The 24575-nt window shown below is 55.5% G+C and carries 24 protein-coding genes; 19 read left to right on the top strand and 5 right to left on the bottom strand.

Features of this window, described 5'->3' with window-relative positions; translation table 11 throughout:
- Window positions 1-66: 66 nt before the first annotated feature.
- The 3 genes from EAO82_RS15355 to EAO82_RS15345 all read right to left on the bottom strand — a co-directional run bounded on the left by EAO82_RS15355 (window position 67) and on the right by EAO82_RS15345 (window position 2700).
- A protein-coding gene (locus EAO82_RS15355) for an IS3 family transposase (RefSeq protein WP_096346784.1) occupies window positions 67-1217 on the bottom strand; the annotation gives its coding sequence in 2 pieces (ribosomal slippage) (window positions 67-974 and window positions 974-1217; 1152 coding nt in all).
- A gap of 249 nt (window positions 1218-1466) precedes the next feature.
- The gene (locus EAO82_RS15350) at window positions 1467-1862 is read right to left on the bottom strand and encodes an antitoxin Xre-like helix-turn-helix domain-containing protein (protein ID WP_410402934.1); all 396 of its coding nucleotides are present in this window, start codon (window positions 1860-1862) and stop codon (window positions 1467-1469) included.
- Window positions 1863-1995: 133 nt separating this feature from the next.
- A complete protein-coding gene (locus EAO82_RS15345; RefSeq protein WP_096346803.1) occupies window positions 1996-2700 on the bottom strand; it encodes an SOS response-associated peptidase in 705 nt (234 codons plus the stop codon).
- A 689-nt stretch (window positions 2701-3389) separates the two neighbouring features.
- On the opposite strand from EAO82_RS15345, the gene EAO82_RS20885 reads away from it, so the two are divergent.
- Window positions 3390-3698, top strand: a complete 309-nt coding sequence (locus EAO82_RS20885; protein ID WP_231703223.1) for a TlpA family protein disulfide reductase — start codon at window positions 3390-3392, stop codon at window positions 3696-3698.
- Between the two features lie 46 nt (window positions 3699-3744).
- On the opposite strand, the gene cadR (EAO82_RS15335) is transcribed toward EAO82_RS20885, so the two are convergent.
- Window positions 3745-4146: a Cd(II)/Pb(II)-responsive transcriptional regulator gene (cadR, locus tag EAO82_RS15335; RefSeq protein ID WP_022964291.1), complete on the bottom strand. Its 402-nt coding sequence runs from the start codon at window positions 4144-4146 to the stop codon at window positions 3745-3747.
- Window positions 4147-4415: 269 nt separating this feature from the next.
- Here cadR (EAO82_RS15335) and lnt point away from each other — a divergent pair, with 269 nt between their 5' ends.
- The 7 genes from lnt to EAO82_RS15300 all read left to right on the top strand — a co-directional run bounded on the left by lnt (window position 4416) and on the right by EAO82_RS15300 (window position 11047).
- Window positions 4416-5879, top strand: coding sequence for an apolipoprotein N-acyltransferase (gene lnt / locus EAO82_RS15330; protein WP_090276640.1), 1464 nt, complete (start codon window positions 4416-4418; stop codon window positions 5877-5879).
- Between the two features lie 257 nt (window positions 5880-6136).
- Complete coding sequence (locus EAO82_RS15325; protein ID WP_096346804.1) at window positions 6137-7327, top strand: protein-disulfide reductase DsbD family protein; 1191 nt, start codon at window positions 6137-6139, stop codon at window positions 7325-7327.
- A gap of 16 nt (window positions 7328-7343) precedes the next feature.
- The gene (locus tag EAO82_RS15320) at window positions 7344-7934 is read left to right on the top strand and encodes a protein-disulfide reductase DsbD domain-containing protein (protein WP_096346787.1); all 591 of its coding nucleotides are present in this window, start codon (window positions 7344-7346) and stop codon (window positions 7932-7934) included.
- 61 nt (window positions 7935-7995) lie between these two features.
- Complete coding sequence (locus EAO82_RS15315; RefSeq protein WP_218838613.1) at window positions 7996-8679, top strand: SCO family protein; 684 nt, start codon at window positions 7996-7998, stop codon at window positions 8677-8679.
- A 56-nt stretch (window positions 8680-8735) separates the two neighbouring features.
- Window positions 8736-9311, top strand: a complete 576-nt coding sequence (locus EAO82_RS15310; RefSeq protein WP_096346788.1) for a TlpA family protein disulfide reductase — start codon at window positions 8736-8738, stop codon at window positions 9309-9311.
- 46 nt (window positions 9312-9357) lie between these two features.
- Complete coding sequence (locus EAO82_RS15305; RefSeq protein ID WP_096346789.1) at window positions 9358-10113, top strand: AraC family transcriptional regulator; 756 nt, start codon at window positions 9358-9360, stop codon at window positions 10111-10113.
- Window positions 10114-10186: 73 nt separating this feature from the next.
- Window positions 10187-11047: a sterol desaturase family protein gene (locus tag EAO82_RS15300; RefSeq protein WP_096346790.1), complete on the top strand. Its 861-nt coding sequence runs from the start codon at window positions 10187-10189 to the stop codon at window positions 11045-11047.
- 140 nt (window positions 11048-11187) lie between these two features.
- Here EAO82_RS15300 and cadR (EAO82_RS15295) read toward each other — a convergent pair whose 3' ends face one another.
- The gene (cadR, locus tag EAO82_RS15295; protein WP_096346791.1) at window positions 11188-11592 is read right to left on the bottom strand and encodes a Cd(II)/Pb(II)-responsive transcriptional regulator; all 405 of its coding nucleotides are present in this window, start codon (window positions 11590-11592) and stop codon (window positions 11188-11190) included.
- A gap of 97 nt (window positions 11593-11689) precedes the next feature.
- Here cadR (EAO82_RS15295) and EAO82_RS15290 point away from each other — a divergent pair, with 97 nt between their 5' ends.
- The 11 genes from EAO82_RS15290 (at window position 11690) to EAO82_RS15240 (ending at window position 24436) form a co-directional block, all read left to right on the top strand.
- Complete coding sequence (locus EAO82_RS15290; RefSeq protein WP_096346792.1) at window positions 11690-12586, top strand: cation transporter; 897 nt, start codon at window positions 11690-11692, stop codon at window positions 12584-12586.
- A 3-nt stretch (window positions 12587-12589) separates the two neighbouring features.
- The gene (gene lspA, locus EAO82_RS15285) at window positions 12590-13102 is read left to right on the top strand and encodes a signal peptidase II (protein WP_096346793.1); all 513 of its coding nucleotides are present in this window, start codon (window positions 12590-12592) and stop codon (window positions 13100-13102) included.
- Between the two features lie 99 nt (window positions 13103-13201).
- Entirely contained in the window at window positions 13202-13840 is a 639-nt protein-coding gene (locus EAO82_RS15280; protein WP_096346794.1) for a peroxiredoxin, read from the top strand.
- Window positions 13841-13948: 108 nt separating this feature from the next.
- Window positions 13949-15946 carry a heme lyase CcmF/NrfE family subunit gene (locus tag EAO82_RS15275; protein WP_096346805.1) on the top strand — a complete coding sequence of 666 codons (1998 nt, stop codon included), beginning with the start codon at window positions 13949-13951 and terminating at the stop codon, window positions 15944-15946.
- Window positions 15943-16467, top strand: coding sequence for a DsbE family thiol:disulfide interchange protein (locus EAO82_RS15270; protein WP_011784902.1), 525 nt, complete (start codon window positions 15943-15945; stop codon window positions 16465-16467). Before EAO82_RS15275 ends, EAO82_RS15270 begins: the two co-directional genes overlap by 4 nt.
- On the top strand, window positions 16458-16946 hold the full coding sequence (locus tag EAO82_RS15265; protein WP_011784903.1) for a cytochrome c-type biogenesis protein: 489 nt from the start codon (window positions 16458-16460) through the stop codon (window positions 16944-16946). Before EAO82_RS15270 ends, EAO82_RS15265 begins: the two co-directional genes overlap by 10 nt.
- Window positions 16947-16948: 2 nt before the next feature.
- Entirely contained in the window at window positions 16949-17833 is an 885-nt protein-coding gene (ccmI, locus tag EAO82_RS15260; protein WP_221412486.1) for a c-type cytochrome biogenesis protein CcmI, read from the top strand.
- Window positions 17834-17872: 39 nt separating this feature from the next.
- The gene (locus EAO82_RS15255; protein WP_096346796.1) at window positions 17873-18772 is read left to right on the top strand and encodes a site-specific integrase; all 900 of its coding nucleotides are present in this window, start codon (window positions 17873-17875) and stop codon (window positions 18770-18772) included.
- 15 nt (window positions 18773-18787) lie between these two features.
- Window positions 18788-19153, top strand: a complete 366-nt coding sequence (locus EAO82_RS15250; RefSeq protein WP_231703221.1) for a LexA family protein — start codon at window positions 18788-18790, stop codon at window positions 19151-19153.
- Window positions 19146-20417, top strand: a complete 1272-nt coding sequence (gene umuC / locus EAO82_RS15245) for a translesion error-prone DNA polymerase V subunit UmuC (protein WP_096346798.1) — start codon at window positions 19146-19148, stop codon at window positions 20415-20417. The genes EAO82_RS15250 and umuC overlap by 8 nt, the downstream gene beginning before the upstream one ends.
- A gap of 266 nt (window positions 20418-20683) precedes the next feature.
- Window positions 20684-24436 carry a hypothetical protein gene (locus EAO82_RS15240; protein WP_096346799.1) on the top strand — a complete coding sequence of 1251 codons (3753 nt, stop codon included), beginning with the start codon at window positions 20684-20686 and terminating at the stop codon, window positions 24434-24436.
- Window positions 24437-24575: the final 139 nt, after the last annotated feature.

Genomic DNA, 24575 nt, shown 5'->3' with positions numbered 1-24575 from the left:
CAGAGCGCCGGCTGAGCCTGAACAGAGATATGAGTGCGGCCTGAGTACTGAATCGCCCCCAGTATTCTAGACACTCGCCAGACTCTGGTAATGACGCTTTTCGTACTCGACCGGTGACAGGTCACCACTCGTTCCGTGCCGGCGCTTTGGGTTATAAAACATCTCAATGTAATTGAACACGTCTTGTCTTGCAGCCTCGCGTGTTGGATAGATCTGCCGCTTGATTCGCTCCCGTTTGAGTAACTGAAAAAAGCTTTCAGCGACTGCGTTGTCATGGCAGTTCCCGCGGCGGCTCATGCTACCCACCAGGTGATTCGCTTTCAGGAAGCTTTGCCAGTCACCGCTACTAAATTGACTGCCCTGGTCCGAATGAACCATGACACAGCCTTGTGGTTTACGACGCCAGACTGCTGCTAACAGCGCGTCTAGCGCCAAGTCAGACGTCATGCGCGGCTTCATTGACCAACCGACGACCTGACGAGAGAACAGGTCGATCACAACGGACAAATACAACCAGCCTTCGTAGGTGCGGATGTAAGTTATGTCTGTCACCCATGCAACATTGGGCGCCGCTACATCGAATTGGCGATCCAAGTGATTGGGTGAAACCACCGCAGGCTTGCCACTGTAATGACCGGGGCGGCGGCGATAACCCGTCTGTGAGCGCAACCCCTCGCAGCGCATGAGACGGGCTACCCTGTGCTTACCGCAAGCCTCACCAGCTTCACGAAGATCCAGATGAATTTTGCGATAGCCATACACACCGCCGCTCTCAAGCCATGAATGTTTAATCTGGCCTAGCAGACGCTGGTCTTCACGAGCCCGATCAGACAGCTTGTTGCGACACCAGGCATAGTAACCACTGGGGTGCACGGTCATCATCTTGCACAGGCGGCGCACGGGATAGTTGTCCACTTGACTCTGAATAAACGCGTACCTCAGTCGGACTCTCTGGCGAAGTACGCGGTGGCCTTTTTTAATATATCTCGCTCTTCCGATACGCGTTTGAGCTCGGCCTTCAATCGCCGGTTTTCAGCCTGGAGATCATCATCCTGCTGTCGCTGGGCAGTGGGCTTATCATAGCGCTTGAGCCATTGATACAGGCTGTGTGCCGACACTCCTAATCGAGCGGCGACCTCCGCAACGGAATGGCCACGATCAGCCACCTGTTTGACGGCTTCAATTTTAAATTCTTCGGTATAAAGTGGGTTGCTCATTGGACCTCCTGGGTGCCTCGATTATAAGGCCTGGAGGTGTCTACGAAACTAGGGGCGATTCATACGGATGCTGGACGGGGAGAAGTAGGAGATGGACTTTCGCTGTGCATACCGATGAGGAAACACGAGGCAGTCCAAGTGTTGGAGCTCAACAGTGGTACACATCGGCCGCCTGTGTGTGAGTGCCTGATTATCCTCTTTAGCCGCTGCCACCACTTGCTAGATACACTGCGTCTGGCTACTCAAGCGTTACCAGAGACCATTGCGCAGGCTATCAACTCGGCGATACGTTTCAATAAGCGTCAGCATACTGCCCCGTGATATGAGGTCCAACGGTACCCGCCCATTAAAAAATTCATTGTCATTTGGGCGGCCCATAAATCCATAGACGTTTGCTGGATTTTCGAACACGGTGCGCATGGTTGCGTGCATGTTCAGCACTATGCTGATGCGTTCAAGCTGGTCACAGTCCAGCCGCGACGCGGTTGCTTCGCCCTTTGCTCGGAGCAGAGTAGCCCGGGAAATTCGTAACACCTGCTGGATCTGGTTACGGTTTGCTTTCCAGCGCTCAAGGACAGTAACGGCCGCGCGCAAACCAATCATGTGCTTCGTGTTCGCGCTAGACGGGCTATGTTCTTGAGCAATAACCATCGTGATGTTCTTCAGGTTGAGTTGACCCAATCCAGACCATAATGCTCGGGACCTGCGAGGTCAATCAACAATGGCGCTATCGAAAAGTGATGCAACAGTGTGCATACATTTGAAGTGCGCTTAGCCCCTAAGGCTGGCCCGGCCTGATCATATCCGAACCCTTATTCTTCACATTACCCACTTGCTTCCCCACCTCATACCATTCAAACGATTCGATTTGCTCAGCGTGATGCCGAGCAAGATCCTCTGCGCGCTCCGGTGCCAGCCCACTTTCCAGCCATTCCCTGGCAACATCCGGCGGTAGTACCACAGGTGCGCGGTCGTGAATGTCAACCATGCCTTTATCGCTCGCGGTGGTCACTATCGCAAAGCCATCTGAATCGCCTGGCTCGCTGTCTGTGTCGCGTGGGAATTGGCCTATGGCTGCGTAGAACATGGGCTCATTGGATATGAGCTTGATGTAGTAGGGTTGCTTGCGCTTTGAGTCGTCCGGATCCTTGACCCATTCATACCAGCCGTCTGCCGGTACCAGGCAACGGCCATTCTTCCACGCGGCTGACCAGTATTTGCTGGTGACGGCCGTTTCCAATCTCGCGTTGATTGCAGGCGGTCGCTTGCCTTTACCGCGGGCCCAGTGTGGCGCGTAGCCCCACGGCACTGCATTCATCCGCAGACCTTCTTCATCCAAATGCATTAGCTGCACATGGGTGGTGGGGGCGACGTTGTACCGGTCTATGGGTTCGTCGCTGGGCTCGAAAGCCAGTGGAGCTTGCCAGTTCAGCCGCTCAAGGTAGCGCACCTGGGTTTGGTATTGGGTGAAGCGTCCGCACATGATCATTCCCGCCTGTCTGCTGGTTACACTTTTCCTTTGACCCTGATTCGGTAATTTCGTTTACTGTATGCACATACAGTATTTATCAAGGTTATCTGATATGAGCGCGGTTACCATTCTAGGCCCTGTGGGCGGCTCGGGTATTGAGCTGCCCTTTTTTTCCTCTACGGTTTCTGCTGGTTTCCCTAGCCCAGCACTTTTCCCATGTCTTATGTCTTATCAATACGCAATGTTTAGTCAAAAATTTATTTTAGAACATGAGGTTACCCTTCTATATTTTGATGCCCTCTTTTGGAATGGCATTGACAACTGTCAATAGGCATTCAGCATCGGCGAGAATCAATCAGTTCGGCCAAGCTACTGACCATTTGAAGCAATGCAGTGCCATTACAAGTCCGCTTTCTAGCCAGGTTGCCAGCTGCATGGGATAAACGGGTACCCGGATTTTTTGGTTGATTGGTTCGTAACACAAGGCCGCAACCAACCCCTCACTACAGCGGATTATCTGGTTGATGTCAGGTCTATATGGAGGAGCAACCTCACTGGCCTAATGATTACTCCTTGGGTAGGGAAATAGCATAGAGCTAACTAACTAATAGGACGGCGAGCCCCTGACACTGGCTGATTTTCAGGGCAGGGCGATTTTGCTCAATATCTGAGCGACCTGGTGCCTGCCCTGGCGTGAGGAAATGCCGACGCTGGACTCACTTCAGGCTCAACTGGGCGGCGAGCAATTTGAAGTGGTCGCGCTGTCTGTTGACCACGCAGGCATCAGCGTTGTCGAAAAATTCTACCTGGAAACAGGCATCCAGCACCTTCGCAAGTATATTGATCCGTCCACACTGGCGACCTCAACACTGGGCATAGAAGGTGTTCCTACAACGCTGCTGATTTACCATGACGGTCGTGAAATTGGCCGCCTGGTTGGTACTGCGGAATGGGACAGTCCAGCCATGGTGGACTTGATGACCCGGGCCATTGCCGGGGTTCCGGACTGACTGGGTTCACGCAAGGGAAAAAGCGGGTGGTTAATGCTTCAGGCTACTACTGCACGCTCCCTTCGCTGAGTCCTTCGAGAACCCCACAGGCCTCAATTTCCCGATCATCGTTACAACTCGCTCGCAGCGACACGAGTTGTTTCTCCAATACCTGCAGATCGGTTATCTGAGACCGTACATGAGCGATGTGATCATCAAGTAAGGCGTTGATGGCCCTGCAAGGCTGATGGGGCGCGCCCTGATAGTGCTGTAATTCTTGAATTTCAGCCAGTGACAAGTTGAGGATCCTGCAGCGACGGATGAAAGCCAGTCGCTCACCATGCTTCTCGGTATAGACACGGTAACCGTTTTCCTGCCGATCTGGCGGTGGCAACAAGCCCTCCCGTTCGTAGAATCGGACAGTCTGAGTATCGACCCCTACTGACCGTGCCAACTGTCCAATGCGCATCATGCTTCTCCTCAACGTATTCTCTACCCTGTTGACCTTATAGCTACTATATGGTTTTGAATGGTAACACCATATTGTTCAAGTGGAGCCGTGTCATGAGTAAATCTTGTGATGGCCCATGTGGCTGCGGACTGAATTGAGCGGAGCAAAAAAAGGCATGAGCCACAGGGTTGATCTTGATTTCGGAGGCGAGAGCATTGGGTGATAAGTGCGCGCTACTCTTCGACCTATCCACGGGAATGCGCTACAAGACTCTTGTAACGAGGGTGATGGCTTTGCTTGCCGGAGGCGCCATGCCGCTTGCCTTTGCCCCTTTTGGTTGGGCATGGCTTGCGGTGGTCGCTCTGGCCGCATTGTTTGTCCTGACCGCGCAACCTTCAAAGCGTCAGGCGTTATGGTCGGCTTACTTCTTTGGCCTTGGTTACTTCGGTGTAGGTGTCTCCTGGGTCTTCGTCAGCATCAGCCAGTACGGCAATGGCCCCGTGGTGGGGATGTTAGCTACAGCGGCCTTTGTCTCGCTGCTTGCCCTCTTTCCATGGGGCGTCGCGTACCTCGTACGCCGCCTGCACCCTGAGATGGATGCGACGGCCCTCTGGCTAGGGCTACCAGCGACATGGGTGTTGAGTGAATGGATGCGCACCTGGTTCTTAACCGGCTTTCCCTGGCTCTTTGTCGGCTACAGCCAGACCGACACCACACTCGCCACTATCGCGCCTGTCTTTGGTGTGCTTGGCGTGAGTTTTCTGGTGGCCTTGCTCGCTGGCGGCCTGGCTTGGGTTGTTTTAAATCCAAGCCTGCGCCGTGCAGCGGTAGCCGGTGCCGTGTTAACCGCTACTCTTGCCAGCTTGCAGCTCCTGGATCATGAGTGGACGCAGCCAGCCGCTGATCCTATCAATATTGCCCTCTTGCAAGGAAACATCGCGCAAGACAGAAAATGGGACCCGGATTCACGGGGAATCACGCTGGACCGTTATCAGGCGCTTACGAAGCAGCATCTCGGGGCCGACATTGTGATTTGGCCAGAAACGGCAATCCCGATGTGGCATGACGAGGCTAGAGAATATCTTGCTGAGCTTAAGGCGTTAGCCGATCAGGCAGGCACCTCGTTGATGATTGGCGTCCCGATACGCGAGGAGGACGGTCGCACCTACAACGCGGTGACAAGCCTCTCCGATCCCTCAGGCTTCTACTACAAACGTCACCTGGTGCCCTTCGGTGAGTATGTTCCGTTTCGGGAGTTTTTGGGTTCGTCCCTCGACGTGCTCGGGGCGCCCATGTCCGATTTCACACCGGGACGGGAAGCGCACGTCCTGAAGGCAGCAGGGGTGCCTGTAGGGGCACTCATCTGCTACGAGGCGGTCTTTGGTGCTGAAGTCACGGAGTTTCTGCCCGAAGCGCAGTTGCTGGTGAATGTCAGTAACGATGCCTGGTTCGGCAGCTCGCTCGGCCCTTTCCAGCACTTTCAGATGGTCCGCATGCGTGCCATCGAAACCGGACGTGACCTACTGCGAGCCACGAACACGGGTATCACAGCAGCTGTCAGCTACGAGGGAAAGGTTCTTACACGCGCTCCTCAATTCCGCGTAGCCACCCTCAGTGCCGAAGTGACCCCCAGAACTGGCGCAACCCCTTATGTGCGCTGGCGGGATTGGCCTGTCCTTGGCGTGATCGCACTCGGACTCGGCTTGCTCCTGCTTCGTCGAATTCGGCAGTATCATCGCTTGGGTACATGACAGCGAGCAGATTTTAAATCGGATGAGGAGGAAGGGATTTGTCTACATGTGGCAATTGGCTATCAAGAAAAAAGCTCACAAGCCGGGAAAGCGATGCGTTGCTGTGGCTCTCGCTCCTGTTAATATTGGCGGCGTCTATATGGAGAAGAGATATGAGCACTCAAACAACCTTCTGTTTAAGGATGCAAGCGGCCAATGGCGGGGTCAGACCGGACGTTTCAGTCGGGAATCGTGGGAAGGGCTGGAATAGCTGAATGATCGATCACATTCCCTCTTTACTCATCGCCAGCCAGCTCTTAATGGCGACAGTGGCAGGTTTGCTGCTCAACCTGACGCCCTGCGTTTTGCCCGCGATTCCTATTAAGGTCCGGACTATCTTACGAGAGGCGGGCAGCCAACGATCGCACCGCGTGCTGGCCGCATTGGCGTTCACCGCAGGAACACTCGCGTTTTTCTTGACGCTGGGCGGATTGACCGCATTTCTTCAGTGGAGCTGGGGCACTTTGTTTCAGTCCGCGGTGTTCGTTGGTATCCTTGTTGCCTTGCTGGTCGGGTTTGCGGTGGTCACGTGGCTGGATTTGCCCATTCCGATCCCGTCGTTCGCCGCCTCGGCCCATGGCCGGCGTTACTCTGAAGCATTCTTATCGGGGTTATTGAGTGCGGTTTTGGCTGCACCTTGTGCTGGTCCTTTCCTGGGTGGAGTCCTAGCCTTTGCCGTTACCCAGCCGGCGCCGGTAACTATGGGGATATTCGGCAGTATCGGGCTGGGGTTGTCGCTGCCCTACGCGGCACTGATCCTCAAACCCAAGTGGCTGAGCCGGTTGCCCAAGGCGGGGCCCTGGACTCTGGCCATTCGAGAAGTGCTCGCGCTGATATTGCTGGCCGCCGCCGTCTTTTTCAGCGCGAGCCTGGTGCCCAAAGCGGTATACCCCTGGCTGTGGTGGGCCTGGCTGGCGCTGGTGCTGGTCTGGGGTCTCCGTCGTTTCGTTCAGGGGAGCGGTGCCGTTCGCGTGATCACTGCAACGGCGACAGGCCTTGCCCTTGCGGTGACAGTGGTATTCGCATCTCCGTTGGGCAGCGGCGAAGACGAACTTGTCTGGCAGCCCTACTCCGCAGAACTCCTGGCGGACACAAAAGCCCGGGACACACCGTATTTGCTGGAGTTCACTGCCGATTGGTGCATCAACTGCAAGGTCCTGGAGCGCACCGTGTATAAAGAGCCCGCTGTGGCTGAAGCCGTAGCGCGGGCCGGCATGGTGCCGATTCAGGTTGATGTGACAGCAAGCGATCCCGAAAAAGACGCATTGTTAACCGCAACGGGAGGGCAGGCTTTACCTTTTGCGGCGATTTTTGACGCTGACGGCACCGTTGTCGCCCGTTTCACTGGGCTATTTGATACCGACAGCCTGGTCGAGGCGATCAACCGCACCGAGAACTCACAACGCTAGCTACTGGAGATGAACCATGACAACCCGAACCAAAGTATTGCTGACCGGCGTAGCGGTTTTTCTGATCGCGATCGCGGCGTTCACGTTGATCGGTACCAATTCCGGAAACGCTCCTGGCTCGGCCCAGACCGAACGAGCCAATTCCGACCCCCAGGCGCCAGTTGCCCGCACGGGGTTGGCAGATTCTTCCGATAAGGTCCGCCTCAATCTTGCGGAAGGCGGCAAAGCCCTGATAGGGGAGACCGGTGAAATTATTCTGACACTGGACATTGAATCGGGCTGGCACGTGAACGCCAACCCGGCCTCCATGGAGTTACTGATTCCCACCGTCGCCAGTTCTTCGGTCAACGGTCAGTCGCTTGACATCCCGACCCAGTACCCCCGCGGCAGGGTCAGTGACATCACACTGGGTGACACCGCCCTGGAGGTGTACGACGACGGTGCGAGTATCCGGCTGCTGCCAGACGAAAAACAGACCGCCGCGCTGAAAGAGGCAGGCAAGCTAGACATGACGGTACGGGTACAGGCCTGCAGTGACGAGGGCGTTTGCCTGGCACCAGCTGACCTGCCCGTTGCGCTGAATCTGGACGATATCAAGCCACAATAAACCGGGACTCCCTTCGGAAAACAACTCAAATGGAGAATGACTGTGAACAGTGTATTCAGAATTGCTGATTGCCATGGTTGCCCAGGTCAGCACCAATGCCATGGCCCATTCCATGGAAGATGTGGAGGCCTCGTTGAACGAGAAAGAGCGGTATGCCCAGTTTGTGGATCAGCCGGCCCCTGAATTTGATCTTACAGGCGTTGATGGCAATACCCTTGCCCTTGCCGACTTAAACGGCAAAACCGTTGTGCTTAACTTTCTCTACACGCGCTGTACCGAGGCCTGCCCTTTGCATATGAACCTGATCCGGCAGTTGCAAACCGGGGTTGAAGAAGAAGGGCTGAGTGAAGAGGTGGTGTTCATCACCATTGCCACGGACCGGGAAGATGTTGCAGGCACCCGGAGAAACATGCGTGCCTACGGCGAGAATTTCGATCTGAATCCCCGCAACTGGCAATTCCTCTACCGAGCCAGGATGGAACCACCTGAACTGACACCAGAACTTGCTAAAGCCTACGGCGTTCAGTTCAGGGATACGGGTGAGGGTGTACAGGTCCATGGTGTGGTAACCCACGTGATTGACCCGGAAGGGCAGATGCGGGCCCGGTTCCATGGATTGAAATTCAAGCCTGAACACCTGGTGACCTACCTGACGGCCATTGCCAAAGGCCCCAACGCGGCAGCCGATGATGGGTTCTGGGGCCGACTGCACGGGCGAATTGAAGAGCTGTTACAGAGTGAGTAACGCGTGGGGCACCATGCCGGCAACAAACCGACCACTGTAATCAGGAGTAATGTCCAATGAGTCACCAGCGCATATCTGCCGCCCGGGGAATCGCCGTAGTCCTTTTTGCGCTTGCTATTTCCATAGCCGCTCAAGTTATGGCTGCAGGGAAGGTTCCGAAGTCCGTGGGGCCCCAGGGGTTCCTGATCTGGGAGTCCCCTCGCACTCTGCCCGAGCTGGCTTTTGAAGACGAAAACGGCAGGCCGCTGACACTGGCTGACTTTAAGGGTAAGGCGATTTTGCTCAATATCTGGGCGACCTGGTGCGCACCCTGCCGTGAGGAAATGCCGACGCTTGACTCACTCCAGGCTAAACTGGGCGGCGAGCAATTTGAAGTGGTCGCGCTGTCCGTTGACCACGTAGGCATCAGCGTTGTTGAAAAATTCTACCGGGAAACAAGCATTCAGCATCTTCGCCAGTATATTGATCCGTCCACACTGGCGACCTCAACGCTAGGCATAGAAGGTGTTCCTACAACGCTGCTGCTTGATCATGACGGTCGCGAAATTGGCCGCCTGGTCGGTGCCGCGGAATGGGACAGCCCGGCCATGGTGGATTTGATGATCCGTGCCATTGACGGGATTCGGAACTGACCGAGGGTCACTCCGACTGAAAGTCTGTCTTTGCAGAGATGAGGCGATGACCAAACCAAAGACTTTATTGAACCCATGGCTCGGCTCCGTAGCGATAAAGCCAGGCATGGGCGCCTTCCATGGAGAGTCGGGAGACAATAAGCCCCATAAACATTGGGCTCATCAAATCGTGATCGGTTTAGACGCAAGCGTTGAAGTCATGTCCGGTGAAACACGGTGCGAGAGAAGGGGGTTGTGGATACCAGCTGGAGTTACCCATCAATTAAAACTGTCCAGGGTACTGTGTATTTACATCGATCCAAACCTTGATGTCTGCAATGCTTTACTGCCTTATATCAAAAACCCGTCGAAGCGATCCATCCGGGCACTCGAAGAGGATTTCATTACGGAGTGTTTGTCTCGCTTTACTGGCACCGAAAACCTGTTAATTGCACTGAAAGCTTTCGAGCGACAATACCGGGGTAGTAAGCCATCTGGTCCAAAGAGCAGGTTGAGCGACGTTTTAGAAGCATTGAATGCCGAAGCATCGGGAGGACGATCAGTCTCACGAGCCGAGTTGGCGAAAATGGTTTGCCTTTCTCCAAGCCATTTTTCCCACTGGTTTACCGAATGTACCGGTTTACCTTTGCGCAGCTATAGAAAGTGGCTAAAGCTACTAACCGGGTTTGAGTTATCGCGCGAGATGTCACTTACTGATGCAGCAATTGCTTCGGGATTTTCTGATCAAGCCCATTTCTGCAGGTCTGTTACTGAGGCATTTGGCGTTTCCCCAACGGTTATTCAACGGCTTTTATCCAAATAATCAGCTCTTTCGTTCAATTTGGCTGCGTGCATCCGTGAGATGCTGAACGCTCTAGTTAGCGAGGACTGTTGGAATGATTCGTAACGTAATGTGGTTAGTTAGGCTTTTGTATTTGCCGTTGTTTTTGCTCGTGGGTAATGGTGTTGCTGTCTATCTCGTTGCCGAAGGTTTCAACGCCGGTTGGCTGGGGTTTTTGATCCTGGTGTTTATAGGGATTTCTTTCGCCACTGAAAGACTTATCCCCTATGATCGGGCGTTTAATGAGCCTCAACAGGATCAGCGGCGCGATATGCTCCATGCACTCATGAACGAGTCGCTTAATGTTATTGGCATAGCTGTACTCCCATTAATTGCAGGATTGCTCGTTTTGGCACCGATCTGGCCTTCCAGCTGGCCACTGGTTTTCCAATTGCTGTTGGCAATCCTCATTTCTGATATCGGTATCACCCTGGCGCATTTTGCGAGTCATCGCCTCCGGTTTCTGTGGCGCCTACATGCTGTTCATCACAGCGTAAAACGGTTGTACGGCTTTAATGGGCTTATGAAACATCCACTGCATCAATCTATAGAAACAGTTGCCGGAACGACACCATTGCTCATTATAGGAGTACCGCAGAATGTCCTGATGTTGTTGGTGGTTGCAGTTGTGCTCCAGTTGCTACTGCAACACTCGAATGTAGCGTATTTTACCGGACCGCTGAAAAAGGTTCTCGCAATCAACTCCGTACATCGTTTCCATCATTTGAATACGGCAAAAGAGGGTGATGTGAACTTCGGGCTTTTTACCACCTTGACTGATCGCTTTTTAGGCACGGCTTACTTCGATTCCGAGCGAACGATCGGCACTAAGGATCTCGGTATTGCTTCAGAGCCGAATTACCCAACGAACTACTGGCAGCAGTTGATGCAGCCTTTTCAACGAAACAGGAGATGATGAGGTGCTTGCTCCATCTGCCGGCTACTCAGGCTCCGTGTTGCCGAAAAACTCTGCCAGGGAGCGGATGTTCAGCACCTACGCAAGTATCTTGATCTTTCCGCGCTGGCTACCCTAATACTGAGCATAAGTGCTTCAGGCTACTGCTGCATGTTTCCTTCGCTGAGCCCTTCGAGAACCCCGCAGGCCTCAATTTCCCGATCATCGTTACAACTTGCTCGCAGCGACACAAGTTGTTTCTCCAGTACCTGCAGATCGGTTATCTGAGACCGTACCTGAGCGATGTGATCATCAAGCAAGGTGTTGATGGCCCTGCAAGGCTGATGGGGCGCGCCCTGATAACGCTGTAACTCGTGAATTTCAGCGAGTGACAGCTCAAGTATTCTGCAGCGCCGGATGAAGGCCAGTCGCTCAACATGCCGTTCAGTGTAAATACGGTAGCCGTTGTCCTGACGATCCGGCGGTGGTAACAAGCCCTCTCGCTCATAGAAACGGATGGTCTGGGTGTCAACCCCTACGGACCGCGCCAACTGACCAATGCGCATCGGGTGTCTCCTCAACAAATGGTATCTGCTCTATTGACCTTATAGTGGCTATATGGTTTTAAATCATAATCCGACAATACGCAAGTGGAGCCGTATCATGAGTAAATCCTGTGAAGACGCCTGTGGCTGCGACACAACACCCGCAGAGGGTAACACCGGGTCGAAGGCCTCTGAAGCGTCCGGCAACTGGATCAGTGTGTATACCGTACCGAAGATGGATTGTCCTTCGGAGGAACGGATGATTCGCCTGGCCCTGAACGGTTTTGAAGACATTCGCGGGCTGTCCTTTGAGCTGTCTGATCGGCAGTTGAAGGTTGTGCACGATGGCGAGGCTGAGCCTATCACCGCGAAGCTGGCGACCCTCGGGCTGGGAGCTTCGCTTCAGGAAACGGCCGCTGCCGACCCTGAGTCAATTAAGGCGGTCGGGGATACGGCTATCTCTGCCGAGCAGGAGTCCGGCACCCTGCGTTGGTTGCTCGGTATCAATGCCGTCCTGTTTGTGGTGGAAATGACGGCCGGCCTGATCGCGCACTCCACCGGCCTGATTGCAGAATCCCTGGACAATTTTGCCGACGCGGCCGTGTATGGGCTCGCGCTGTATGCGGTTGGGCATAGCGTGAAAATGCAGGTGCGTGCGGCGCATCTCGCGGGCGTACTCCAACTGATACTGGCTGTAGGCGTACTTGCAGAGGTGGTGAGGCGCTTTGTCTTCGGCAGTGAGCCGGAGTCGCTGGTAATGATGGGGATTGCGTTCATTGCATTGATCGCCAATACCACCTGTCTGCTGCTGATATCCAAACATCGGGAGGGTGGGGCGCACATGAAGGCGAGCTGGATATTCTCAGCCAACGATGTGGTGATCAATCTGGGGGTCATTACCGCTGGCGCCCTGGTCGCGTGGACTGGCTCCAATTACCCGGACCTGATCATCGGCAGCATTGCGGGGATTATCGTACTCAACGGTGCCAGGCGCATCCTGGCGCTTAAGGGTTAAACAATGTCCATCGTTACCAAAAAACTCTTGCCGTATAGCCTGCTGGCGATTTCGGGCCTGATTGCGGCATCTGATCAGGTTGTAAAATGGCTGGTCCAGCAGTCAATGGCGTATGGCGAATCGATTCCGGTGACCCCGTTCTTTAACTGGGTTCATGTCTGGAACACCGGCGCCGCATTCAGCCTGTTTGCCGATGGCGGAGGTTGGCAGCGATACTTTCTTATCACAATCGCGGTAGTTGTCTCGATTGTACTGATCGGGCTGATTCTTCAGTGCCGCCGCAGGGGAGAAGCCATCGCGTACAGTCTTATTCTTGGCGGTGCCATGGGCAACCTGATTGACCGGATATTCCGCGGCTATGTTGTGGATTCCTTTGATGTCTATTGGCAATCCTGGCACTGGCCAGCCTTTAACCTTGCCGATATCGCCATTGTGCTGGGCACCGTGCTTTTCCTCTATGTCAGTTTCATACCCGAAAAATCGGGCACGAACGTCGAGCTCGATGGATCAGGCTAAAAAACATCTGACAAACGCCTTGACCTTAAAGTTGACTTTAAAGATATCGTCTGTACTGACGAACCGAGAACGACAGCCAAAGCAAAGGAGAATGAAACGATGACATTGCAACTTGGAGAAACCGCTCCCGATTTCACCGTCGCATCCACCGAGGGAAACATTCAGTTTCATGAGTGGCTGGGAGACGACTGGGCCGTGCTGTTTTCACACCCCGCCGACTACACCCCTGTCTGTACCACAGAGCTCGGCGCCTTCGCCAAGCGTAAGGACGAGTTCGCCAGTCGCGGTGTGAAGCTGATCGGGGTCTCCGTCGACCCGCTCGACTCCCATAAAGACTGGGCGAAGGATATCGAGAAAACCCAGGGCAAGGGGCTCAATTTTCCCCTGTTGGCAGACAAGGATCAGGTGGTTGCCGACCAGTACGGAATGATCCATCCAAAAGCCGATCCCAAGGTGACTGTTCGAACGGTATTCATTATCGATTCCGCGAAAAAAATCCGTCTGATGCTGACGTATCCGCCCAGCACCGGGCGCAATCTGGACGAGATCCTGCGCGTCATTGATTCGCTCCAACTGACCGACAACCACAAAGTGGCCACGCCGGTGGACTGGAAGAATGGCGAGGATGTGATCATCGTTCCGTCGCTCTCCAACGAAGAGGCCAAAGAACGTTTCCCTAAGGGATGGGATGAGCAGACACCGTATCTGCGCGTTACCCGCCAACCTGGTCGGAAGTAATAGAGAATTCGTCAGCTGGCCTTGTGGCTGGCTGACGAAGCAATACCTGAGAAACCTTCACCGATAGGTTCGGTCATCGCCGAACCCGCAACCGAACACGGCCCCGAAATGCTTACCCTGACAATCCCTGAAGTTGGTCTCTTCGCGTTATTGATTGCACTTTGCCTGTCGCTGCTTCAGGCGACCGTGCCCTTGCTGGGAGCCGCCACCCGGCGCCCGTTGTGGATGGCATTTGCAGAGCCCATGGCATGGGGGCAATTTGTTTTTCTACTGGTTTCTTATGCCAGCCTGACCGCCAGTTTTCTTCTGGATGATTTCAGCGTGGATTATGTGGCCCGTAATTCCAACTCGATGCTGCCCTGGTACTACAAGTTCACCGCCGTCTGGGGCTCTCATGAAGGCTCGGTGCTGTTATGGAGTCTGATTCTCAGTGGCTGGGGCTTTGCCGTCAGTCTGTTTTCCCGCCAGTTGCCACGGGATATGCTGGCACGGGTTCTGGGAGTTCTGGGTGTCGTCAGCGCAGGGTTCCTGCTTTTCATCGTCGTTACGTCCAGTCCCTTTGATCGCCTGTTGCCGGGCATGCCAGCCGACGGTGCCGATCTGAATCCGTTGTTGCAGGATGTTGGCCTGATCATCCATCCGCCGATGCTTTACATGGGCTATGTGGGTTTTTCAGTGGTCTTTGCTTTTGCCATCGCTGCGCTGATCGAAGGGCGTCTCGATGCGGCCTGGACGCGCTGGGTTCGGCCGTGGACCAACATTGCCTGGGCCTTTCTGACCCTCGGCATCGCTCTGGGTAGCTGGTGGGCCTACTACGAGCTGGGCTGGGGCGGCTGGTGGTTTTGGGATCCGGTGGAGAATGCATCGCTTTTGCCCTGGCTGAGCGGGACAGCCCTTATTCATTCTCTTGCGGTCACGGAAAAGCGCGGCGCGTTCAAGAGCTGGACGGCGCTACTGGCCATTGTCACCTTCTCACTTTCGTTGCTGGGGACCTTCCTGGTGCGCTCAGGAGTACTGACCTCGGTTCATGCCTTTGCCAATGACCCGTCACGGGGGCTCTTTATTCTGGTGTTGCTGGGCATCACGGTCGGCGTCTCGCTGTTGATCTTTGCGCTGCGGGCGCCGCGAATGAGCGCCAATGCGGGCTTTAGCTGGCTTTCCCGGGATGCTCTGTTGCTGATCAACAATATTTTGCTGGTCATCATGACGATCACGGTCCTGATGGGCACCCTGTACCCCTTGATCCTGGATGCACTCGGGCTGGGCAAGGTCAGTATCGGCGCGCCTTACTTTAATAGCCTGTTCGTGCCACTGACCGTCATGCTGTGTGCCTTTATGGGGCTGGGGCCGGTCTCACGCTGGAAGCAGATGCCCGGTCGGGAGCTGTTCCGGCGACTACTGGGGGCGGGCTTGGCCGCACTGGCGATTGCGATATCGATACCGTTTCTTTACAACGGCCAGTGGAATGTCGCCGTGGCGCTGGGGATGGTGGCGGCCCTGTGGGTAGTACTGGCGTTGGTGCGCGACCTGTTTGATAAAGTCCGCAATGCGTCCTCTGCGCTGTCCGGATTGCGTAAGTTGACCCCTTCATACTGGGGCATGGTGGTCGGCCACGTGGGCCTGGCCGTCACCATCGTGGGCGTGGTGATGGTGTCGAACTACGCCATGGAGCGTAATGTGCGGCTTGATATCGGTGAGCAGGTGAATCTGGGCGGGTACGATTTTACGCTGACCGAACTGGGCGAGCGTCGGGGGCCCAACTTCCTCGCCGATACGGCGACCATCGAGGTTGCCCGTGAAGGCCGGATTGTCACCACCCTGTACCCGGAGAAGCGCCTGTACATTGCCCGAGGGCAGCCGATGACCGATGTCGCACTCGACCCCGGCCTGTTGCGGGACCTTTACGTGGCCATGGGGGAGGAACTGGACGACGGCAGCTGGGCAATGCGCCTACAGGTCAAGCCATTTGTACGCTGGCTTTGGCTGGGTGCGCTGCTGATGGCCTCCGGGGGCGTGCTGGCCGTGGCAGACCGTCGCTACCGTCGCCGCCGTGCAGCCGCAGCTGACCGCGAATCGATGAGGCCGGCACGCGAGGTTCGCGCATGATGCGTCGCCTGTTGCTGCTGCTTCCGTTTGTGGTGTTCCTTGGCCTGGCCTTCTTTTTGTACCGGGGGCTTTCGCTGGATCCCAGTGCTCGCGAGTCAGCCCTGATAGGCCAGGCGTTTCCCGCGTTCACGCTCCCGACGCTGGAGGACCCTGATACCGAGGTGGATGAATCCCTGCTTCGCGGGCAGATATCTCTGGTCAATGTCTGGGCATCCTGGTGCCCGACCTGCAAGGAGGAAATGCCCCAGCTACTGGCGCTCTCCGAGCGCGGCATTCAGATGGTGGGCATCAACTATAAAGACGCCCGTGACCTGGGGCGACAGTTTCTCGAAGAGTTCGGAAAACCTTTCGAGGTCAACATCTTCGATCCTGCCGGTGACCTGGGTTTTGAAATTGGCGTGTATGGCGTGCCCGAAACCTTCCTGGTCGACGCAGACGGTATCGTTCGATACAAGCACGTTGGGTACATAACGCCCGCCCAGGTGGATGAAGTCATGATGGAGGTAGAGAAATGGCGCTAACCCTGAAGATCCGTTGCTGTGTGGTCATCGTGCTTTTGATGGCCTCGTTCCAGTCGATGGCGGATACGGCAATTGATGCGCGTCATTTCGAGGATCCGGTGATGGCGGAGCGTTATCGCGACCTTACGGCGTCATTGCGGTGCCCTAAATGTGATGCTCAAGCCATCGACAGCTCCGATTCGCCGGTGGCGGCGGACATGCGGGAGCGGGTAGCGCTGATGCTTCATGAGGGGCGTGCGGATAAGGAAATTCTTGATTTCATGGCTAATCGTTTTGGCGAGTTCGTTCTTTACAATCCGCGCCTTGACGGGCGCACGTGGCTGCTTTGGGCATTGCCGGCAGCGCTGGTAGCAGGAGGCGCCCTGGTTGTGATTGCCTTTGTCCGGGCACGCAGGCACCGGCGAGTGCGGCCGCTCTCCGAGGAGGAGCGTACCCGCCTGTCCTCTTTGATTCATCGTCATCGTGAGAGGTCGGAATGACTATGCTCTGGTTAAGTATCGGCACACTGTTGCTTATAGCGCTGTGGTTCCTGAGTCTACCGTTGCGAAGAGCAAGGGCGATCCATGACTGGCAGCAGCGGTTTGAGGCCGATGATCACGCTGAGGCGCAAAACCTGGCCGTCTATGAACGCCGGCTTTCAGCCCTGAAAAGCGCCCGCGATCGCGGCGAGATTGACGTCGCCCGTTTTGAAGAAGGCCGCCACGAGCTGGACCGCAATCTGCTGGAGGACACCGAGGCCCATCGCCGAATGCCTCTCAGGCGCCCCCTGTCAGGACGTTTGATGATTCCACTGGTGATAACGGCAGTCATGGCTGCCAGCATGATCGGCTATCGATGGCTGGGTGCCGATGGCGATCTGGCGCTGCATGCCGCCCAGCAGGACGTGCTCAACACGCCCGGTGCCTCAATGAAAACCCTGGTTGGTCGGCTCGAAGAGGAAGCCGGGACTCAGCCGGATAATCCCAAGGTCTGGTCCTTGCTGTTTCCGCTTTACCAGAAGATCGGTCAACCGGGTCAGGCGATTGACGCCCTGGAACGACTGATCGAACTGGAAGGCCGCAGAGTAGATCTTCTGGCCCAACTGGCTCAGATAAAATTCTTTGTGGCCGGGCGCAGCCTGACCGATGAAGTGCATGCGCTGATCGACGAAATACTCGACAAGGATCCACGTGAGCCAACGGCGCTGGGCATACTGGGGGTCGAGGCCTTTGACGACGGCCGCTATGAACAGGCGATCAATTACTGGCGCCGGGCATTGGCTGGCTTCGAGGATTCCGCCTCCGCAGAGGCCATTCGTAAAGGTATCGCTGTTGCTGAGCAGCGGCTGGAACAGTCTGCCAATGAAGCTGGCCTTGTTGTTGATTAAAACCCGGACACACTTTCATAAACAGAGTCAGGACGGCCAATGTTTATGCCGACTTACTGGCACCACCATTCTTTTCCTAACCCTGAGCCTCAAACACGGCGTTTACCTATCAACTCGACAAATATCGCAAAACTGATCGAGGTCATTCCGGATGTGAGCAGGACGACCTATCAGAGGAGACGACGCTTCATTCTGGTCAAGCTTCTGGAGATTACGGGGGCAAGGCGAGTTGAGGTCGCGAACATCAGAGTCGAAGACATCTATAACGCGAGGGGGTTGAAGCAAGAGCCGGTTCTGAAGGTCTTCACCGCCAAGCGCTCAGGAGGAAGGGAAGAGTACAGGTACTTGCCCGTCTCCAAAACGGACCTCGAATTGATCGTGAACTTCATCGAAAAGTTCCGGCACCGGATCATTAAGAAGACGGTCGGTGCCGCTGGTGACTTGGGCTATCTGCTTCTTTCCGAGAGTAGTGGGCTAAGGCTCGCTACCGAGACTCTGACGAATGAGCTACTGCTGCTTGCCAAGGCTGCCAAGATCGAAGAGCAGGCCTGCGCACACATGTTCCGGCACAGATTCATTACCAAGCTTTTTGTGGCTTTGATTGAACAACATGAGTACGAGAATGGGGACGATTTCCGACACGCTCTCCTGGATGGTGAGACTCTCAAGAGGAAGGTTCAAGAGTACACGGGTCACACCTCGATCAGCAGTCTTGAGCCGTACATTCACTTGGCATTCGAGGAAGTGGCGAGGTTTGGAAGCACCTTGGACCTGATTAAAGCAAAGCTTGCCGTCGAATCCCTACAGTCCAATCTTAAGGATGTTGCTCTCGAACTCAGCCACGGCAGAAGTCCTACTGAACTGAGCGTCCTCCTCAGCGACTACATCAACTTGGCGCTGGAGGAACTCGGCAGCGCCTCTATTTCTATCGAGCGCTGACAAGATATGGGCGGAATGAGTTCATATGGGAATGCGGCGCAGGACCACATGGAGCAAACGCTCTCGCTGGATGAGTTGCTGGAGATCAATGCGCCGCACACCTACCTTGTGCGCATCAACGGCGAAAGCATGATTGAAGCGGGTATTAATGATGGTGACCTGGTGGTGGTTAACCGAGCGCTCAATGAACAGCACCGGGATATCGTCATCGCGGCGATCAACGGTGAGGCCGTGGTTAAGCGTTTGTTGAAGCAGGCAGGCCAGATCATTCTGCATGCGGAGAACCCCAAGTTTGCGCCGCGGTATGTGATGGAAGGCGATGAGCTGGTGATCTGGGGAGTGGTGACCTGGAACATCAAAAGGCAGCGGTGCCATGGCTGAGCCGGTGTTTGCGCTGATCGATTGCAATTCATTTTATGCGTCGTGCGAGCGAGTGTTCCGGCCGGACCTGCTGCGGGTGCCCATTGTGGTGCTGAGCAACAACGACGGCTGCGTGATTGCCAGAAGTGCGGATGCCAAACCCTTTGTGAAGATGGGCGAGCCTTATCACCAGATCCGCGGGAAGCTGGAACGCAATGGGGTGCTGGCGTTCAGCTCGAACTATGCGCTGTACGGCGACATCAGCGAGCGGGTGATGACGGTCATTGAAAGCCTGGTACCGGCGCTGGAGGTTTACTCGATTGACGAGGCCTTTGCCGATATGACCGGGATCGATAACCGCGACAAGCTGGGCCGAGAGATCCGCGCCAAGGTGCTGAAGCTGACGGGCATACCCACGTGTGTTGGGATCGCACAGACGAAGACGCTGGCTAAGCTGGCCAACCATGGTGCAAAGAAGTGGCAGAAGCACTATGGCGGCGTGATGGACATTTGCGACCCTGAGCGGCGCGATAAGTTATTAAAGGCGCTGCCGGTGGGTGAGGTGTGGGGCGTCGGCCGGCGGATGAATGAACACCTGACTGCTATGGGCATCAAGACTGCCTGGGACCTGGCACAGGCGGATGCCTGGACGCTGCGGAAGCAGTTCAGTGTGGTTATCGAGAAGACCGCGCGCGAGCTGCGGGGCGTTTCATGCCTAGCCCTGGAGGAAACCGCGCCGGCCAAGCAGGAAATTTGCAGCAGCAGAGCTTTTGGTCACCGGCTGCACGAGATGGAGCCAATCAAGGAAGCGGTGGCCACCTACGCCGCGCGCGCTTGTGAAAAGCTGAGGGCCCAGGGCTCGCTGTGCAAGCGGATCCGCGTGGCGATCCGCACCGGCATGTTCAATCCGGATGAAGCGAAGTTTGCCAAGGGCATTGTGTGCGAGTTGCCATATCCATCAGATGACACCAGGTTGATCGTCCGCGCAGCTTTGAAGGGTTTGGAAGCGATATTCAGACCTGGCCATGCCTACGCCAAGGCGGAAATCATGCTGCTGGATCTGCGACAGCAGGGTGAGTTCACGGATGATTTGTTTGCCGAAGTGCAGCCGGCTGCAGCTGAGAAGGTGATGAGCCTGCTGGATGAAATCAATGGGCGGTGGGGTAGAGGAACTCTTCGGCCGGCTCGGGTGCCGGGGACGCCAGGGTGGGGGATGAAGAGGGAGCTGAAAAGTCCGAGCTATAGTACGAAGTGGGATGAGCTGTGGAGGGTTGGGGGTAGGTGAGACAATTTAAAAGAGCTCCAAAGATATGTGTTGGGCTCAGATATGCGGGAGCTGTCGGCCATAGGCGTTCAACCAAGGCTAGTAGCCAAAAGCTTAGCTGTATGAGCCTCGTGGCTTCCCTCCATGAATTCCTTATAAATTTTGCTTAGTTTTGATTGAACCGATACCCTCTGACCAGCAGGTATATGGCTGTAGCAGAGTCTCTAGCCAGTTAAGATACTGCGCAGCAATCCTCACTATGCAGCTGCTTGGCTGGAGTCAAATTCATGTCGACCAAATCCGTTTCTATCTTTGGAGACCCCTCTCAGGTCTGGCGTGTTCCATCAGAAGATCTGATCCGGCAAGCAACTGCGTCGCTTCGTGGTTATGTCTACCAGCTCCACGCCTCGGCTGCCGCTTGGTTGGAGCTAGGTGAAAACGATGAACTCTACTTAGAGGTCGCCGAGGATTTTGCCGAGCTCCTTCGTGAGCCTGGTAGGTCGGATGATGTTCTGAGGGCCACGCAGGTTAAAGATACACGCGAGTCAGGCGCGGTAACGCTGAACTCGCCAGACGTGCTGGCCGCAATTGAGTCTTTGTACAGGCTGCGTGCCCGCAATCCTGGCCGCGAAGTAAGATTTGTATTTCTAACAACATCGAGTGTCGGACAGGAGCGAAAGGATACGTTGCCTTCCGGTGTGGCTGGTCTGACTGCTTGGAAAGCCGCAGCATCAGGAGGGGACGTCGAGGAGATTCGCGCGGCTCTTCTCCAGCGTAAGCTTTCTGAAGAACTTCGAAGCTTTGTCACAAGTAGCCTTCCCCAGCAGCTTAGAACTGAACTTCTCAGTCCGCTGGTCTTCGCGTGCGGAGCACCGGATTGGCGCTCTCTTGAGCAGAGCAATCGGCGGGCTATCGTGGATCGACGCAATGAGCTCCGGTCGACCACGGACATGGCAGATCGAGCATACGATGCTGTGTTTCGCGATGCCATCGAGTGTGCGCTCGGGCCGGGTCAACGTCGCTTAACCGGGACACAACTTCAAGCTTGCCTGGAGCGCGCGACCTCGATCTCAGTTCCGTCAAGTGTCGCCGTAAAATTATTGGGTGAGCGTGCTGAGCGGCCGAGCAATGACCTTTCTATTGCCGAGTTACGCGACCTGGCGGAGTCTTTAATTGAGACTGGTGCGCCACCATCAATCGAACTGCTGTTCCCTGAAGCCAAGGTTGCAGCTCGGGACGCCCTTGTGGCCGCATTTTCAGGGGAGCGACGTGTCATCGAGAGCACGTTAGATGGTGTTCCCACGAGCGCTTCGGTGTCGGACCTCATCGGGCTCCCGGAGAAAAAGCACCTCATCGTCGGCCAGCCTGGCTCAGGCAAGACGTATGCGCTTTGGCATGCAGCAAGCCAGTTACTTGCATCTGGAAAGGTTGTCCCACTGTTTCTCCCAGCAGGACAAGCGGCAAGCTGGAACGACCTGGAAAAAATGGTCATGGAGGCGGCTCCGGAAGTCAAATTATCTACTTTGTTCCAAGACCCAAGAATATGTGTTTTCGTAGACGGTTGGTCCGAACTTGCGAGTGCTGGGCAAATAGGCGAGAAGCGGCGCGCGCTGCGTGCTCTCAGAAGCACACGGCTTGTTGCGACGTCCAAATTCGCAGACGTCGACGACGGCACATTTAAGCAATGGGTCCTCGAACTGCTGCCGCCCGACCGAGTAGCGCTTGCAGTCGCAGCCGCAAATCCAGGTGAAGTGCTTCCACCTTATTCCGTTATTGACCTTCTGCGACTACCCCTCCTTCTCGCCATACACGTTCTTTCAGGCGCGTGCCCAGGTACGACGGGGGATCTTTTACGCCAATTCCATGAGCATCTTATGCGCGGATTACCCGAGCGCTTCACAGAAGTGCTCGCCGGTGCCGTGGCCGACTTATCCCTAGCGGGAACGCGATCCTCTGGTCGCCTAGCGAGTGAGCTCCAGACTCGATCAGCTATGGTGGGCATCGCCGACCCGGCCAGACTCCTAAAGAGCCTCGGCACAATTCTTGATCGCGGCAATCAGGCAGTTCCTTTTCACGATCTGTACTGGAGCTGGCTCACTGGGCGCGGATTGCTGAGCGATGCTGTCTCCCAGCGCGCTATAGGCCTTCTTAGGACGCGAGAGAGCTATACTTTGGCTATCCAGTCGGGTGCACGCGCAGCAGAAACCGACGTAAACGCCGCTGTTGGGGAAGATATTGTGCTGGCCGCTGCGCTCGACGTAAGCCGCGGCCGAGAAAACCCCACTCCTGCACTAGAAGAAGCTCTCTCCCGCGCTCTTTTAGATCCTCGCTTGGCTGTGCGCAACCGAGCCGCCATTGCTGCGCTGGAGGGGGAGCGTTCGGAGCTTCTCCGTCCGGTTTTGGACGTGCTCGCCGATCTAGATCGATCTGGCATCTACCTATCTGATTGGAAGCAGGCTCTTCGCCCCCAAGCCCTCTATGCGCAGCGGGCTACGCTTGCTGGATGGCTAGGGGCACCGAATAGCGGCTTCGTCCTGGATGTAATCGCGGAGAGTGGTGGGGAGGAATGGAGCCTTTGGTTAGAGCAAGTTGCGGCTGACGGCCGAATAAGCTGGGCAGAGGCGGCTGGCACCGCGATTGGTTGCTGTGGCGATTTACCTCAATGGGTTCGTCCGCATCTCGACACTGTCATTGCTTCGCACGCTTGGTTGCTTCGGCACGCCGCCTCAAGACGCAGAAATGTGGCCCTAGCCCGATTCATCGCTATCGAATACGAACGTTTAGTGGAATCCGTCGTAGCGCTAAATTCCAGCGGTTGGATCGAACTCAACCGAGCGCTAGTTGGTTGCGGTGATGACGATGTGTTCGGTCTACTACTCGCCCGCTTTCCTACCATGAGGCCGCGTGCGCAAGAGCTGCTCGGCTATGCCGTCGCACAACGTGGCTCACCATGGGTCGCTCGTTACCAGCGTGTGGCTTTAGCGACTGGTGCCGCCCATCATCACAAACTCAGCGAGGAGTTCTCGTGTGAGATCGATGACGAAACAGCGCGGTCTTGGATCACTGCGGGGCATGCCGAGGCTGGTTGGCGGGTACTAATTACGCGTCATGGTGAGAGCGTACTGCCTGAAATGATCGGGCAATTGCCTGCGTCCTTCGCGGGTATCCACGACGTCCCTGCGCTAGCTCACATGCGTTGGCTCCCAAATGCTCCAATATCGCTCATCGACGAGGTCTGGCGGCGGCTGGGTAACCCAATGCAGCCAAAGGCGATGCAAGATGTGTTCAACGCTATTGCGCGAGTGTATCCGGCCGGGATTCCCCACATTGTAAGATTCATAGCGGAACAACCCAGCGCACTTCCTAAATACCACCTTCGACAAGCCCTTTCGCTGTATCATGATTGGCAAGACAGATCTGGCTTAGTACTTAGCTTAAAGGCGACCGATGGTATCGAATATCCTTTTCCTCATTGGATCGCGCTGCAAAGCATGATGAGCCAATGGGAGGATCACTACACTCCAGAACTATTAGCTCATTCGCCCGAGTTAGCTATCGACTATGCCTTGAATCATCTAGATGACGACCGTGCTGCAGCGGTGTTAAAGGCGTTGAAAGGGGCTGCTGCCTACAACCCCAAGCTGCTGGATCGCATGCTTGCGGTACCTGCCCTAGCGGCGCTCATTCCGCAAGTATTCTCCGAGGGCTTCGATCTGTTTCCTGTCGATGCCCTGCGGCGGTGCATTAGATCGGGCGATATAGACCAAGAAATCTTGCTGTATCGACTAGCCGAGAAGGCAAATCCCCTGCACCGTGCCGTGCATGAGGAGCTCCTTGAGCGCGCCCTCTCTTGTTCCTATAAATGTCTGGAACTGCGTCATATCGCGGATATGCTTAGAGCATACTCGAGGGCCGAGGTGCTTCAAATTATTAATGCCGCACCTCATGGCCGAGAGGATTGTTGGTTCTGGTTTGTCCGCTGGGTAGAAGCAAGGAGGGGCGAACGCTTGATCGACGAGGAAGGTGCTGTCCGGCATTAACTACTATAATAGTTACCGTTATTGAATGCTGGGCAAGTCCAGGTTTTAGTCAATGGGCGCTTTTGGCCGGTTCCTACCTGTAGGCGCCGAAACGAACCGTTCAGAAACGGACGATCTGGTTTGCATCAACCTGTCCCCA

It is taken from the genome of Halopseudomonas pelagia, from assembly GCF_009497895.1.
GTDB lineage: Bacteria > Pseudomonadota > Gammaproteobacteria > Pseudomonadales > Pseudomonadaceae > Halopseudomonas > Halopseudomonas pelagia_A.
This window is presented reverse-complemented; position numbering and strand designations above follow the sequence as displayed.